Below are 14401 nucleotides of genomic sequence, written 5' to 3'. Positions count from 1 at the left end.
CCAACAAAAAAAACGGGGCACAAGGCCCCGTTCAAACCCTCGCCGGTCCGGTACTGACGGTTGCCAACCGCTCAACCCTCCGGACCGTCGATCACCGATGCTCGGATTTCGCAGGCCGGCCCTGCAAGGGCCAGCCCCGATGCTTCTCAGTTCAGATCACGTCAGTTCGTGGTCTTGGCACCGCCTTCGAACCACTGCCCCAGCAGGGCGCGTTCGTCGTCGGTGATCTGCGTCACGTTGCCCAGCGGCATCGCCTTCTGCTGCACCGCCTGCTGGTAGATCAGCTGCGCGTGGGCCTTGATGTCCTCGGGCGTCTCGAGCTTGATGCCCTTGGCCGCGGTCGGCATCATCTTCGGCTGCTCGGCGTGGCACTGTACGCAGCGCGCGTTCATCACTTCCTGCACCTTGGCAAAGCTCACGCTGGCTGCCGCGGCGTCGGCGCCTTCGGCCTTGGCCACCGCCGGGCGCGGCTGCGGCGCGATCATCACCGCCACCACGGCCAGCGCGGCGACGCCGGCGGCAGGCCACAGCACGTTGATCTTGCCCTTGTGCTTCAGGATGAAGAACTGGCGGATCAGCACGCCCGACAGCATGATCAGGATCAGCACCACCCAGTTGTACTTGTGCGCGTAGGTCATGCTGTAGTGGTTCGACAGCATCGCGAACAGCACCGGCAGCGTGAAGTAGGTGTTGTGCACGCTGCGCTGCTTGCCGCGCTTGCCGTGGATCGGGTCCACCGGCTGGCCGGCCTTCAGCGCCGCCACCACCTTGCGCTGGCCCGGGATGATCCATGCCAGCACGTTCGCGCTCATGATGGTCGCGACCATCGCGCCGGTCAGCAGGAATGCCGCGCGGCCCGAGAAGATATGGCACGCGACATAGGCGGCGGCGGCAATGTAGATCGCCACCAGGATGCCCACCAGCCGGTCATTTTTGTTGAACAGGCGGCAGATGCTGTCATAGACGATCCAGCCGATCAGCAGGTACGACACCGCGAAGCCGACCGCCGCGCCGGGCGACATGTCGAACACGTTCTTGTCGATCAGGAACGTGCTGGCGTTGAACAGGTACAGCACCACCAGCAGCGCGAAGCCGCTCATCCAGGTGGAATACGACTCCCAGTAGAACCAGTGCAGGTTCTCCGGCAGCGACTTGGGCGCGGTCAGGTACTTCTGCGGGTTGTAGAAGCCGCCGCCGTGCACCGCCCACAGTTCGCCGTCGACACCCTTCTCCTTCAGGTCCGGCGCGGTGGGCTTGGTCAGGCTGTTGTCCAGCCACACGAAATAGAACGAAGAGCCGATCCATGCGATGGCGGTGATGACGTGCACCCACCGCAGCAGCATATTGGCCCAGTCGAGGATATAGCCTTCCATGTCTTGTCTCCTGTTTCCCTATGCCACCGCTTCAGCTGCCGCGGTAGGTCGAGTACGACCAGGGCGAAACCAGGAGGGGCACGTGGTAGTGCGCGTTGACGTCGGCAATGCCGAAGCGCAGCGGCACCACGTCCAGGAAGGCCGGCTCGGGCAGCTTCACGCCCTGGGCGCGGAAATAGTCGCCGGCGGCGAACTCCAGTTCGTACACGCCCGCGGCCAGGTCGGCGCCTTCCAGCAGCGGCTGGTCGCAGCGGCCGTCGTGGTTGGTGACCACGGTCTTGAGGGTCTCGCGACGATTGTCGACAATTTTATGAAGAGTAATCGACATGCCCTGGCCGGGCGTGCCGGCAGCGGTGTCGAGAACATGGGTGGTCAAGCGTCCCATCGTATTTTGTCCTTTGCGATTGGGTTGTGAGGGGCGCCGCTGCCTTCACTAGCACCATGTGTGGGAATGGTGCCCGCTCGGTACGTCTGGTAACGCATCCCGGCGCTGGGTTGGTGCGTGGCGACAATGCGCCCGCGCTTCCCCGTTGGCAATTCAGGGATTTCCCTGAGTTGTCGAAAACCTGAGTCGGTTTTGTTGACAATATTGAGGCCGTAACCAAATAATTGTCAACAATTTTTGGATCACCGTACCCTGATACGCAGGATTTACGGTGCCCTGCCTGACCTGCTGGTGCCACGATGTCCAAGAGCCTGAAGCTGATTGCCGCCAACGCCGAATCGAAGGCCGCCGAGCCGACCGAGATCCCGGGCAAGCCCGCCAAGCCCGCGCGCAAGGGCTCGGTCGAAGAGCGCATGTACCACGAGATCTACGACGCGATCATGGAGCACCGGCTGCCACCGCGCACCAAGCTCACCGAGCATTCGCTTTGCGAGATCTATGCCACCGCGCGCCACACCGTGCGCAAGGTGCTGTCGCACCTGGCGGCCGACGGCATGGTTGACCTGGAGCCCAACCGCGGCGCGTTTATCGCCAGCCCGTCCACCGACGAGGCGCACGACATGTTCGAGCTGCGCCAGATGCTGGAGCGCGCGGTGCTGGAAAAGCTGGCCGGCATGCCTGACGTCAAGGCCGTGATCGCGCCGCTGCGCCAGATGGTGGCCAATGAGCGCCAGGCCTTCCTGACGCACGACCGGCCCAAATGGATCCGCCTGTCCGCCGAATTCCACACCGCGCTGGCGGAACTGTCGGGCAATGCGCTGCTGGTCAACATGATGCGCCGCCTGGTGTCGCGCACCACGCTGATGATCGCCAGCGTCGAAGCGCCGGGCAACAACGCCTGCTCGTTCGACGAGCACGAGGAAATCCTCGACGCCCTGGAACAGGGCAATGCCGCACTGGCCCAGTCGCGCATGGCGCACCACCTTGGCGCCTGCGCCGACCGCGTGCAGCCGGACGAACCGGGCAACTTTGATCTTCGCAGCGTACTAGGCCGCTCCACCTAGCACGGTGTTCCCGTCACGCCCCCGCAAGAAGAAGGCAGCAGGCCCGTCGTCAATACCGCGCCCAGGCAGTGCAAACGAGAGCGCGGCGACGGCGGGCCCATAACAACACTAGCCAAACTGCCGGCACGGACGTGGCGTTCCCATCAAACCAAAGGAGAGGAGACGCACCAATGAATTCCGCAAGCACCACGGTCCCGACGGACCTCACCAACGAGCGTTTGCCTTCCGGGCGCCTGCTCGCGCTCGGGTTGCAGCACGTTCTGGTGATGTACGCCGGCACGGTTGCCGTGCCACTGATCGTGGGTGGCGCGCTCAAGCTGCCCAAGGACCAGCTGGCCTTCCTGATCAATGCCGACCTGTTCGCCGCCGGCCTGGCCACGCTGATCCAGGCCATCGGCTTCTGGAAGTTCGGCATCCGCCTGCCGGTGATGATGGGCGTGACCTTCGCCTCGGTGGCGCCGATGATCGCCATCGGCACCGATCCCAATGTCGGCCTGCTCGGCATCTACGGCGCGGTGATCGCGTCAGGGATCTTCGGCATCCTGATTGCGCCGATGATGGGGCGCATGCTGGGACTGTTCCCGCCGGTGGTGACCGGCACGGTGATCACGCTGATCGGCGTATCGCTGATGCGCGTGGGCATCAACTGGGCGGCCGGCGGCCAGCCCACCACGCGCGCGGTGATCGACGGCGTCGCCAAGGAGGTGCCCAACCTCGCCTACGGCGACCTGACCAACCTCGGCATCGCCGGCCTGACGCTGGTCGTCATCCTGCTGCTGACCAAGTACGGCCGCGGCCTGGTGGCCAACTGCGCGGTGCTGCTCGGCATCATCATCGGCACGCTGGTGGCGATGGGCATGGGCAAGGTGTCGTTCGACGGCCTCGACGAGGCCAGCTTCGTCGCCGTCATCACGCCGCTGCACTTCGGCATGCCGACCTTCCAGCTGACCGCGATCCTGTCGATGTGCATCGTCATGCTGATCACGCTGGTGGAATCGACCGGCATGTTCCTGGCGCTGTCGGACATCACCGGCAAGAAGCTGAGCAACGAGGACCTGACCCGCGGCCTGCGCGCCGACGGCCTGGGCACGGTGATCGGCGGCATCTTCAACACCTTCCCCTACACCTCGTTTTCGCAGAACGTGGGCCTGGTGACGGTGACCGGCGTGCGCTCGCGCTACGTGGCGGCGGCCGGCGGCATCATCCTGATCGCCTTCGGCCTGTTCCCCAAGATGGCCCACGTGGTGGCCTCGGTGCCGCAGTTCGTGCTGGGCGGCGCGGGCATCGTGATGTTCGGCATGGTCGCCGCGACCGGCATCCGCATCCTGGGCTCGTGCGATTTCAACCGCAACCGCCACAACCTGTTCATCGTCGCCATCTCGATCGGCGCCGGCATGATCCCGACGCTGGCACCGACCTTCTTCCAGTACCTGCCGAAGTGGACCGATCCGTTCACCCATAGCGGCATCGTGCTGGGCACCATCGTCGCGGTGGCGCTGAACCTGTTCTACAACGGCATCCAGTCGCGCGAAGAGGCCATGCGCAACGCCGCGGCCAACTCGCACGGCACCGAGTAATCGAAGTACCGGCAACGCAGGGCCGGCCCCGAAGGATCCGGCCCTGCAGCAGACCGGCGCCGCCGCCGGCACGACTGGCATGGTCATTGCATGACGGTCGACGCCTGCGGCGGGACGGCGGTGCCGGGTGGTTTCCTGAAGCAAGCAACGACACATGACAAAAGAAAATTATCCACGCGATCTCATCGGCTACGGCGCCCGCCCGCCGCACGCCCGCTGGCCGGGNCCTGCAGCAGACCGGCGCCGCCGCCGGCACGACTGGCATGGTCATTGCATGACGGTCGACGCCTGCGGCGGGACGGCGGTGCCGGGTGGTTTCCTGAAGCAAGCAACGACACATGACAAAAGAAAATTATCCACGCGATCTCATCGGCTACGGCGCCCGCCCGCCGCACGCCCGCTGGCCGGGCGGCGCGCGCGTGGCGCTGCAGTTCGTCCTCAACTACGAAGAAGGCGGCGAAAACTGCGTGCTGCACGGCGACGCCGCTTCCGAGCAATTCCTCTCCGAGATCGTCGGTGCCGCGGCCTACCCCGACCGCCACATGAGCATGGAGGGCATCTACGAATACGGCTCGCGCGCCGGCGTCTGGCGCATCCTGCGCGAGTTCGAGAAGCGTGGCCTGCCGCTGACCGTCTTCGGTGTGTCGATGGCGCTGCAGCGCCATCCGGAACTGACGCGCGCCTTTGTGGAACTGGGCCACGAGATCGCCTGCCACGGCTGGCGCTGGATTCACTACCAGAACATCGACGAAGCCACCGAGCGCGAGCACATGCGCATCGGCATGCAGATCATCAAGGAGCTGACCGGCGAGCTGCCGCTGGGCTGGTACACCGGCCGCGACAGCCCCAATACGCGCCGGCTGGTGGTCGAGCACGGCGGCTTGCTCTATGACTCGGACTACTACGGCGACGACCTGCCGTTCTGGACCGAGGTGGAAGTCACCGGCGGCGAGAAGAAGCCGCACCTGGTGGTGCCGTACACGCTCGATTCCAACGACATGCGCTTTGCCACGCCGCAGGGCTTCAATACCGGCGAACAGTTCTTCCAGTACCTGAAGGACGCGTTCGACGTCTTGTATGACGAAGGCGACCCGGGCGGCCAGGACCGCCCCAGGATGCTGTCGATCGGCATGCACTGCCGGCTGCTGGGCCGCCCGGGCCGCTTCCGCGCGCTGCAGCGTTTTCTCGACTACGTGCAGGGGCACGACAAGGTGTGGATCTGCCGCCGTGTCGATATCGCCCGGCACTGGGCCGCCACCCACCCCTACACTCCCCGGAAGCAAGCATGAGCCAGACCTACACCATCGCCCAACTCAACACCATGCCGGTCGCGGAATTCGTGCAGGTGCTGGGCGGCATCTACGAACACTCGCCGTGGTTTGCCGAGACCGCCGCCGCGCAACGGCCCTTCGCTGACGGCGCCGCGCTGGCGCAGGCACTGCGCCAGGCCGTCGATCAAGCCGGCGAGGCGGCGCAGCTGAAACTGGTGCGCGCCCACCCGGAACTGGCCGGCAAGGCCGCCGTGCGCGGCGAGCTGACCGCCGAGTCGACGCGCGAGCAAAGCGGCGCCGGCCTGAACCTGTGCACGCCCGAAGAGTTCGAGCGCCTGCAATCGCTCAACGCGGCGTACAACCAGAAATTCGGCTTCCCGTTCATCCTCGCGGTGCGTGGCTACGATCGCCACGGCATCATCGCGGAGTTCGCGCGCCGCCTTGAAAACACGCCGCAGCAAGAGTTGCAAACTTGCATCAACCAGATCCATCGCATTGCGCAGTTCCGCCTTGACGACTTAGTATCCGCCTGAGAAAAAAAGCGTCACCTGTATAACAAAAAACGCTGTACCCCGATGCCGCCGGCCCCCATGCATCACCACACCGAGCCCACGCCAGGCGGCACGAATAGAAGCGCAAAGACATGATAAGAACCCGACAGGGACCCAGTACACAACGTTCCAAGCAGGATCAAAACCACGGAGGTCTAACAATGCAGAAGCAGTACAAGCCGGCGCTCAAGCTGGCGGCGGTAGCGGCTACCCTTTTTTCCGGCGCAGCCATGGCCCAGTCCAGCGTCACGCTGTACGGCCAGGCTGACATGTTCGTCGGCGGCGTGAAGAGCCCGGGCTCGGGCGAGCGCGCATGGGTGGCCAATTCGGGCGGCATGCAGACGTCTTACTGGGGCATCAAGGGCACCGAAGACCTGGGCGGCGGCACCAAGGCCATCTTCGACCTGAACGGGTTCTTCCGCACCGACAGCGGCAGCAGCGGCCGCTTCAACGGCGACTCGATGTTCAGCCGCAACGCCTATGTCGGCCTGCAGAACGACAAGGCCGGCACCATCAAGCTGGGCCGCAACACCACGCCGTACTTCATCTCGACCATCCTGTTCAACCCGCTGGTCGACTCGTACGTGTTCTCGCCGACCATCTTCCATACCTACTTCGGCGCGGTCAGCGGCGCGGTCGCCGATCCCGGCATCATCGGCGATTCGGGCTGGAACAACTCGGTGGTGTACAGCACGCCGAACTTCGGCGGCCTGACCGCCAACTTCATCTACGGCTTCGGCGAGCAGCCGGGCGCCGCGGGCAAGCAGAAGTTCGGCGGCAACGTGCTGTACTTCAACGGCCCGTTCGCCGCGACCGTGGCCTACCAGCAGGTCCGCTTCAACAGCGTGCCGACCGACATGTCCGATATCGGCCTGTCGCGCCAGGACGCCGCGCAGATCGGCCTGTCGTACGACTTCAAGGTGGTCAAGCTGTTCGCGCAGGGCCAGTACATCAAGACCCGCGCCACCACCGCGCCGTCCGGCGACATCAAGCACATCGACGGCCAGTTCGGCGCGTCGGTGCCGATCGGCGCCGGCAACCTGCTGGCGTCGTACGCCTACGGCAAGGTCGACAACTCGCTGGGCGACTTCAAGCGCAATACCTTTGCCGTCGCCTACGACTACAACCTGTCCAAGCGCACCGACGTGTACGCCGCCTACTACTACGACAAGATCACCGGCATCGAGCACGGCGATACCTTCGGCGTAGGCGTGCGCCACAAGTTCTGATGCGCTGAGCGCACACCGGCAGTCCTGGGCCCGCCTCTCCGGCGGGCTTTTTCTTTTCTCGCGAGGCGCATCGCGCGTCACCGGCGCCGCCTGGCAATGCTGCGCTGCGCCACGCCGGAGCCCGGCCCGCGCCGGATGGGAAACTGCGGCTCCATAGGTCGATTCAATTGGAATGGCCCGGGCGCGCTTCCTAGATTGGTGTTCCAGGCCTCAAAAACCAATGACAGCGAGGTGACACATGCGGCGATACGCGAAGACCCGGTCTGAACTGATGGCCATCCTGAACCAGTGCCTCGACAACAACCCCGAGTGCGGCGAGTGCGAGCTGCACGCGGTGCGAATGCACCAGCCTGACCATACCGGTTGCAACTGGAGCGCCGAGGTCGATTTCCCGCAGGAGTCCGTCGACAACCTGGGCCACCAGCTCGCAGCGGCGAAATCGATCATCGTGGTCATGCGCGAGCAATACAACGTGCTGCAATAGCCACCATGCCATCCGCGCCCTTGCCGCGCGGATGCGGCGGGGCAACAAACAAAAAGGCCGGGTCGTCGACCCGGCCTTTTGCATTGGCAGGCGCTTTCGCGGCGGATCAGCGCAACGCGTTGCACTCCGCCACGGCGACGGCCGTCATGTTGACGATCCGGCGCGTGGTGGCCTGCGGGTTCAGGATATGCACCGGCTTGGCGGCGCCCAGCAGGATCGGGCCCACCGTCACGCCCTGACCGCCCGTGATCTTGAGCAGGTTGAAGGCAATGTTGGCGGCGTCCAGCGTCGGCATCACCAGCAGGTTGGCGCTGCCGGCCAGCTTGGTCGACGGCAGGAAGTGGCGGCGCACATCCTCGACCAGCGCGGCATCGCCCTGCATCTCGCCTTCCACTTCAAGGTGCGGCGCCTCGCGCGCAAGGATCTGCGCGGCCTCGCGCATCTTGCGCGCCGACGGGCGCGTCGACGAGCCGAACATCGAGTGCGACATCAGCGCCACCTTGGGCTGCAGGCCGAAGCGCGCGATCCCTTCCGCGGCCAGCTGGGTGATGGCGGCCAGCTGCTCCGCGCTCGGGTCGTCGTTGACGAAGGTGTCGGTGATGAACAGCGTGTACTTCTCGAGCATCAGCGCGTTCATCGCCGCGAACACATGCGCGCCCGGCGCCAGGCCGATCACGTCGCGCACGTGCTCGAGGTGCGCCTCGAAGCGGCCCACGGTGCCGCACAGCAGTGCGTCGGCATCGCCCATGTGCATCAGCATGGTGCCGATCAGCGTGTTGGAGCGGCGCAGCGCCACCTTGGCCATGTCGGGCGTGACGCCGTCGCGGCCGCGCAGCGCGTGGTAGGCCTCGTGGTAGGCGCGGTAGCGCGGATCGTCCTCGGGGTTGATCAGCTCGAAGTCCACGCCCGGCTTCAGGCGCAGGCCGGCCTTGTCGATGCGCATCTGGATCACGTGCGGGCGGCCGATCAGGATCGGACGCGCCAGGCCTTCGTCGACCACCGACTGCACCGCGCGCAGCACACGCTCTTCCTCGCCCTCGGCATAGGCCACGCGCTTGGGCGCGGCCTTGGCGGCCGAGAACACCGGCTTCATGATCAGGCCGGTGTGGTAGACGTAGGTCGACAGCTGCTGGCGATACGCTTCCAGGTCCTGGATCGGGCGCGTGGCCACGCCGGACTCTTCGGCGGCCTTGGCCACCGCCGGCGCGATCTTCTCGATCAGGCGCTGGTCGAACGGCGTCGGGATGATGTAGTCGGGGCCGAACTTCAGTTCGCGGCCACCGTAGGCGGCGGCCACGGCGTCGTTCAGCTCGGCCTCGGCCAGCTCGGCGATGGCCTTGACGCAGGCCAGCTTCATCGCTTCCGTGATCTTGGTGGCGCCGCAATCGAGCGCGCCGCGGAAGATGTACGGGAAGCACAGCACGTTGTTGACCTGGTTCGGGTAGTCCGAACGGCCGGTGGCGATGATGCAGTCCGGGCGCGCGGCCTTGGCCACTTCCGGGCGGATCTCCGGTTCGGGGTTGGCCAGCGCCAGGATGATGGGCTGGTCGGCCATGGTCTTGACCATCTCGGCGGTCAGCACGCCGGCGGTCGAGCAGCCCAGGAAGACGTCGGCGCCGTTGACGATGTCGGCCAGCGTGCGCGCCGAGGTGTCCTGCGCGTAGCGGGCCTTGTTGGCTTCCATGCTGGCGTCGCGGCCAACGTAGATCACGCCCTTCGAGTCCACCACCGAGATGTTCTCGCGCGTCACGCCGAGGCTCACCATCGTGTCGAGGCACGCAATCGCCGCCGCGCCGGCGCCCGATACGGCCACCTTCACCTTGGCAATGTCCTTGCCGACGATCTTCAGGCCGTTCAGCAGCGCCGCCGTCGAAATGATCGCGGTGCCGTGCTGGTCGTCATGGAAGACGGGGATGTTCATGCGCTCGCGCAGCTTCTGCTCGATGTAGAAGCACTCGGGCGCCTTGATGTCTTCCAGGTTGACGCCGCCCAGCGTCGGTTCCAGCGCGGCGACGATCTCGACGATCTTGTCCGGGTCGCGCGCGTCGAGCTCGATGTCGAACACGTCGATGCCGGCGAACTTCTTGAACAGGCAGCCCTTGCCCTCCATCACCGGCTTGCCGGCCAGCGGGCCGATGTCGCCCAGGCCCAGCACGGCGGTGCCGTTGGTGACCACGGCCACCAGGTTGGCGCGCGAGGTGTACTCGGCGGCGGTGGCGGGATCCTTTGCGATTTCCTCGCAGGCGTAGGCTACGCCCGGCGAATAGGCCAGCGACAGGTCGCGCTGGTTGGACAGCGCCTTGGTCGCGGTGACCTGGATCTTGCCCCTGGTCGGGCTGCGGTGGTATTCCAGCGCGGCGAGGCGCAGCTGCGCTTCAGGACTGTTCGGGGCATGTTGCGGTGCATCACCGCTGTTCTTGCTGCTCATTGGCTCGTCCGGAAAATGGCCCGGACCGGAAGCGCCCCTCTCCCGCCATGGTTCGGCCCGGCCCGCGACAAGCCGGCAGCGAAGGTCAACTTCTGGCAGCGAAACTGACGACTCCGGCAGACAGGCCGGAAAAATCGAGCAGGTATTCTAGCCCACGCGCCCGCGCAAAGTACCACCGCGGCGCGCCCGCAGGCCGCATTTTGGGCCGATTATTCCCGTTAAACAGCTTTTACCATTGGGTATGCAATGCCGGTGCAGCAGCATGCCCCTGCATGCATCCGCACGCATTGCCCGGACCGGCCCGCGCGCGGCAGGCCAGGGCCACCCATGGCGACACTCATTTGCCGTTCTTTTCCACCTCCAGCGTCACGCGGCGCGGACGGCCGCTGTCGGACGGAAAGTCAGTGAAAGCGCTGCGGATCAGGTACGGCATCATCGCCGGCAGGCTGGCGTTCTCGGCCTGGTTCTGTGCGGTGACCTGGTAGACCCGCTTGCCGCTGGCCGCGTCCTTGAAATACACCCGCAGGCTGGAGAACGTCACCGGCACGTCGCGCACCACCGTCTGCGGCGGCCAGTAGCCCGGACCCCACGGCCCCCAAGGCCCCCAGGGACCCCACGGCCGGTAGTGGCCGGGGCCCCAGTACGGGCCCCAGGGGCCGTACCAAGGATCCGGGTAGACCGTCTCGGCCACGCGCACCAGCCCCGGTGCGGAGTCATAGTCCATGCTGACAAGATAGCGCGCCTGCCGCGCCGGCACCTGCTCGAAGCCGACGCCCGCCAGCGCCGCCGCCAGCCATTGCTCATAGGTCTGCCGGTCGAGCTGGGCCGCCTGCTCGGCGCTGCGCTCGAAACTGTAGGTGCGCGGCGCATCGTTCTGCCAGCCGGGCTGGCGGAACGCCGTGACATCGGTGGTCACGGTGGTGGCGCACCCGGTCAGCAGCAGCGCCGCCAGCAGCGTGCTCATCAGCGCCATTGCGCCCCGCATCCTTCGCAGCCCCGGCCACAGGCCCGCTGCCCTCTCATTGCCGACACCGCCTGCGCGCTGCCACATAGTGCTACCTCGCTCTTGCATCCACTGAAACCCTGCGTGTCTCTGAGACCACGCCGGCGGCGCGGAATTCCCGGCGCCGGCTTGGTGCGCCGCCCGTCAGACCGCGCCCCGACCCCTTGGCTACAATGAGGACTTCAGCGCCGCGCTTTGCTTGCACGCGCCTGGCCGCCCCCGGCCGTCCCTTTTCCTAACGGTCTTCCGAAGACAGGATCCCTCCATGCTGCGCACCGACACGCCCGTTACCGTCTATCGCAAGGACTATACCCCGCCGCCGTTCGCCATCGACCACGCCGACCTGGTGCTGGAGCTCGATCCCCAGCGCACCGTGGTCACCAGTACGCTGCGCTTTGCGCGCGTGGCCGGCGCCCCCGACGCGCCGCTGGTGCTGGCCGGCGAAGAACTCGAACTGATCGGCGTCAGCCTGGACGGCAAGCCCGTGGCCAACGCCACCCAGGACGGCGGCACGCTGACGCTGCCCGGCCTGCCGGCGCAGGGCACGCTGGAGATCACCACCGCATGCCAGCCCGCGGCCAACACCACGCTGTCGGGCCTGTACGTGTCCAACGGCAACTTCTTCACCCAGTGCGAGGCCGAGGGCTTTCGCCGCATCACCTACTTCCTGGACCGCCCCGACGTGATGGCGACCTACCGCGTCACGCTGCGCGCCGACCGCGCCGCGTATCCGGTGCTGCTGTCCAACGGCAACCTGGTGAGCCAGCGCGACCTGCCCGATGGCCGCCACGAAGCCGTGTGGGAAGACCCGTTCCCCAAGCCGTCCTACCTCTTCGCGCTGGTCGCGGGCAAGCTCGAATGCATCGAGGAACGGATCCGGTCCGCCTCGGGCAAGGACAAGCTGCTGCAGGTGTGGGTCGAGCCGCGCGACCTCGACAAGACCCGCCACGCGATGGATTCGCTGATCCATTCGATCCGCTGGGACGAGCGCCGCTTCGGGCTGGAGCTGGACCTCGAGCGCTTCATGATCGTCGCCGTCGGCGACTTCAACATGGGCGCGATGGAGAACAAGGGCCTGAACATCTTCAACACCAAGTACGTGCTGGCCAACGCGCAGACCGCCACCGATACCGACTTCGCCAATATCGAGGCCGTGGTCGGCCATGAATACTTCCACAACTGGACCGGCAACCGCGTGACCTGCCGCGACTGGTTCCAGCTGTCGCTGAAGGAAGGGCTGACGGTATTCCGCGACCAGGAGTTCTCGGCCGACATGATGGGCTCGGAATCGGGCCGCGCGGTCAAGCGCATCGAGGACGTGCGCGTGCTGCGCCAGGTGCAGTTCCCCGAGGACGCCGGCCCGATGGCGCATCCGGTGCGCCCCGACAGCTACGAAGAGATCAACAACTTCTACACCGTCACGGTGTACGAGAAAGGCGCCGAGGTCGTGCGCATGTACCAGACCCTGCTCGGCCGCGAAGGCTTCCGCAAGGGCATGGACCTGTACTTCCAGCGCCATGACGGCCAGGCCGTGACCTGCGACGACTTCCGCGCCGCCATGGCCGATGCCAACGGCCGCGACCTGACCCAGTTCGGCCTCTGGTACAGCCAGGCCGGCACGCCGGTGGTGACCGCGCGCACCGCATGGAACGGGGACGACGGCAGCCTGACGCTGACGCTGTCGCAGCGCTGCCCCAAGGTCGGCATCGAGACCCGCGCCGGCACGCCCGACAAGCAGCCGTTCCATATCCCGTTCGCGCTCGGCCTGCTGGGCGCAGACGGCAACGACCTGCCGCTGCAGCTCGAGGGCGAAAGCGCGCCCGCCGGCACCACCCGCGTGCTCGACTTCACGCAGGCCGAGCAGAGCTTCCGCTTTGTCAACCTGCCGCGCGGCGCGGAGGCTCCGCTGCCGTCGCTGCTGCGCAATTTCTCCGCGCCGGTGATCGTCGATGCCGAGTACACCGACGCGCAGCTGACCTTCCAGCTGTCGCACGACAGCGACGCCTTCAACCGCTGGGAAGCCGGCCAGCGCCTGGCCACGCGCGCGCTGCTGCAGCTGGTGGCCGACGTGCAGGCCGGGCGCGAGCTCAGGCTCGACCCCGCGCTGGTGCGCGCCATGCGCGCGGTGCTGACCGACGACACGCTCAACCCCGCCTTCCGCGAGCAGGCGCTGGTGCTGCCCGCCGAGGCCTACCTGGCCGAGCGCATGGGCGTGGCCGACCCCGCCGCCATCCACCGCGCCCGCCAGTTCATGCGCGAAGGCCTGGCGCGCGCGCTGCAGGCAGACTGGATCGCCGCCTACGAAGCCAATGCCACGCCGGGCCCGTACTCGCCCGATGCCGCCTCGGCCGCGAAGCGCGCGCTGCGCAATCTCGCGCTCGGCTACCTGGCCGACAGCGGCGACGCCGCGATGCAGGCGCTGGCCGAGCAGCAATATGCGCACGCCGACAACATGACCGACCGCTTCGCCGCGCTGTCGGCGCTGGTCAACAGCTTCGCCCCGGGCCGCGAGCACGCGCTGGCCGACTTCTACCAGCGCTTCGAAGACGACGCGCTGGTGATCGACAAGTGGTTCTCGCTGCAGGGCATGCAGCGCGGCAGCGTCGGCCCGCAGCCGGGCCCGCACGCCGGCAAGCGCACCATCGATACCGTGCGCGCGCTGATGGAGCATCCCGCCTTCAACCTGCGCAACCCCAACCGCGCGCGCTCGCTGATCTTCAGCTTCTGCTCCGGCAACCCGGCGCAGTTCCATGCCGAAGACGGCTCGGGCTACCGCTTCTGGGCCGACCAGGTGCTGGCGCTGGACGCCATCAACCCGCAGGTGGCGGCGCGCCTGGCGCGGGTGATGGACCGCTGGCAGAAGTACGAACTGGCGCTGCGCGACCGCATGCGCGCCGAGCTGGAACGCGTCGCCGCCTGCACCACGCTGTCGCGCGACGTGCGCGAGATCGTCGGCAAGGCGCTGGCCGGCTGAGCGGCGGGAACGACACAAGCAGTCCCGCCAACGCCCCCTATGCCCGGCCCGGCGGGGCCGGG

At 66.7% G+C, this 14401-nt stretch carries 11 protein-coding genes; 7 read left to right on the top strand and 4 right to left on the bottom strand.

From position 1 onward, the window contains the following. Nucleotides 1-161 precede the first annotated feature (161 nt). Together CBM2594_RS05915 and uraH are read right to left on the bottom strand one after the other, a co-directional pair. Nucleotides 162-1373 (bottom strand): urate hydroxylase PuuD, encoded by a 1212-nt coding sequence (locus CBM2594_RS05915; protein WP_116356021.1) that lies wholly within the window; start codon nucleotides 1371-1373, stop codon nucleotides 162-164. Nucleotides 1374-1404: 31 nt separating this feature from the next. Further along, the gene (uraH, locus tag CBM2594_RS05910; protein WP_012352291.1) at nucleotides 1405-1758 is read right to left on the bottom strand and encodes a hydroxyisourate hydrolase; all 354 of its coding nucleotides are present in this window, start codon (nucleotides 1756-1758) and stop codon (nucleotides 1405-1407) included. A 299-nt stretch (nucleotides 1759-2057) separates the two neighbouring features. On the opposite strand from uraH, the gene CBM2594_RS05905 reads away from it, so the two are divergent. From CBM2594_RS05905 to CBM2594_RS05880, 6 genes are all read left to right on the top strand, one after another. Then, nucleotides 2058-2822, top strand: coding sequence for a GntR family transcriptional regulator (locus CBM2594_RS05905; RefSeq protein WP_116356020.1), 765 nt, complete (start codon nucleotides 2058-2060; stop codon nucleotides 2820-2822). Nucleotides 2823-2992: 170 nt separating this feature from the next. Then, nucleotides 2993-4399: a nucleobase:cation symporter-2 family protein gene (locus tag CBM2594_RS05900; RefSeq protein WP_116356019.1), complete on the top strand. Its 1407-nt coding sequence runs from the start codon at nucleotides 2993-2995 to the stop codon at nucleotides 4397-4399. Nucleotides 4400-4737: 338 nt separating this feature from the next. Further along, nucleotides 4738-5688 carry an allantoinase PuuE gene (gene puuE, locus CBM2594_RS05895; protein ID WP_116356018.1) on the top strand — a complete coding sequence of 317 codons (951 nt, stop codon included), beginning with the start codon at nucleotides 4738-4740 and terminating at the stop codon, nucleotides 5686-5688. Next, nucleotides 5685-6203 (top strand): 2-oxo-4-hydroxy-4-carboxy-5-ureidoimidazoline decarboxylase, encoded by a 519-nt coding sequence (gene uraD, locus CBM2594_RS05890; protein WP_116356017.1) that lies wholly within the window; start codon nucleotides 5685-5687, stop codon nucleotides 6201-6203. The genes puuE and uraD overlap by 4 nt, the downstream gene beginning before the upstream one ends. Nucleotides 6204-6382: 179 nt before the next feature. Next, nucleotides 6383-7450 carry a porin gene (locus tag CBM2594_RS05885; protein WP_116356016.1) on the top strand — a complete coding sequence of 356 codons (1068 nt, stop codon included), beginning with the start codon at nucleotides 6383-6385 and terminating at the stop codon, nucleotides 7448-7450. A gap of 238 nt (nucleotides 7451-7688) precedes the next feature. Then, nucleotides 7689-7934: a hypothetical protein gene (locus CBM2594_RS05880; protein ID WP_012352285.1), complete on the top strand. Its 246-nt coding sequence runs from the start codon at nucleotides 7689-7691 to the stop codon at nucleotides 7932-7934. A 106-nt stretch (nucleotides 7935-8040) separates the two neighbouring features. On the opposite strand, the gene CBM2594_RS05875 is transcribed toward CBM2594_RS05880, so the two are convergent. Then, nucleotides 8041-10362 (bottom strand): NADP-dependent malic enzyme, encoded by a 2322-nt coding sequence (locus CBM2594_RS05875; RefSeq protein WP_116356015.1) that lies wholly within the window; start codon nucleotides 10360-10362, stop codon nucleotides 8041-8043. A 337-nt stretch (nucleotides 10363-10699) separates the two neighbouring features. Further along, nucleotides 10700-11335, bottom strand: coding sequence for a DUF4136 domain-containing protein (locus CBM2594_RS05870; RefSeq protein ID WP_373457566.1), 636 nt, complete (start codon nucleotides 11333-11335; stop codon nucleotides 10700-10702). 295 nt (nucleotides 11336-11630) lie between these two features. Between CBM2594_RS05870 and pepN the strand changes: the two genes are divergently transcribed. Next, nucleotides 11631-14339, top strand: a complete 2709-nt coding sequence (pepN, locus tag CBM2594_RS05865; protein WP_116356014.1) for an aminopeptidase N — start codon at nucleotides 11631-11633, stop codon at nucleotides 14337-14339. Nucleotides 14340-14401 lie beyond the last annotated feature (62 nt).

The sequence above is a fragment of the Cupriavidus taiwanensis genome, assembly GCF_900249755.1.
Classification (GTDB): Bacteria; Pseudomonadota; Gammaproteobacteria; order Burkholderiales; family Burkholderiaceae; genus Cupriavidus; species Cupriavidus taiwanensis_D.
This window is presented reverse-complemented; position numbering and strand designations above follow the sequence as displayed.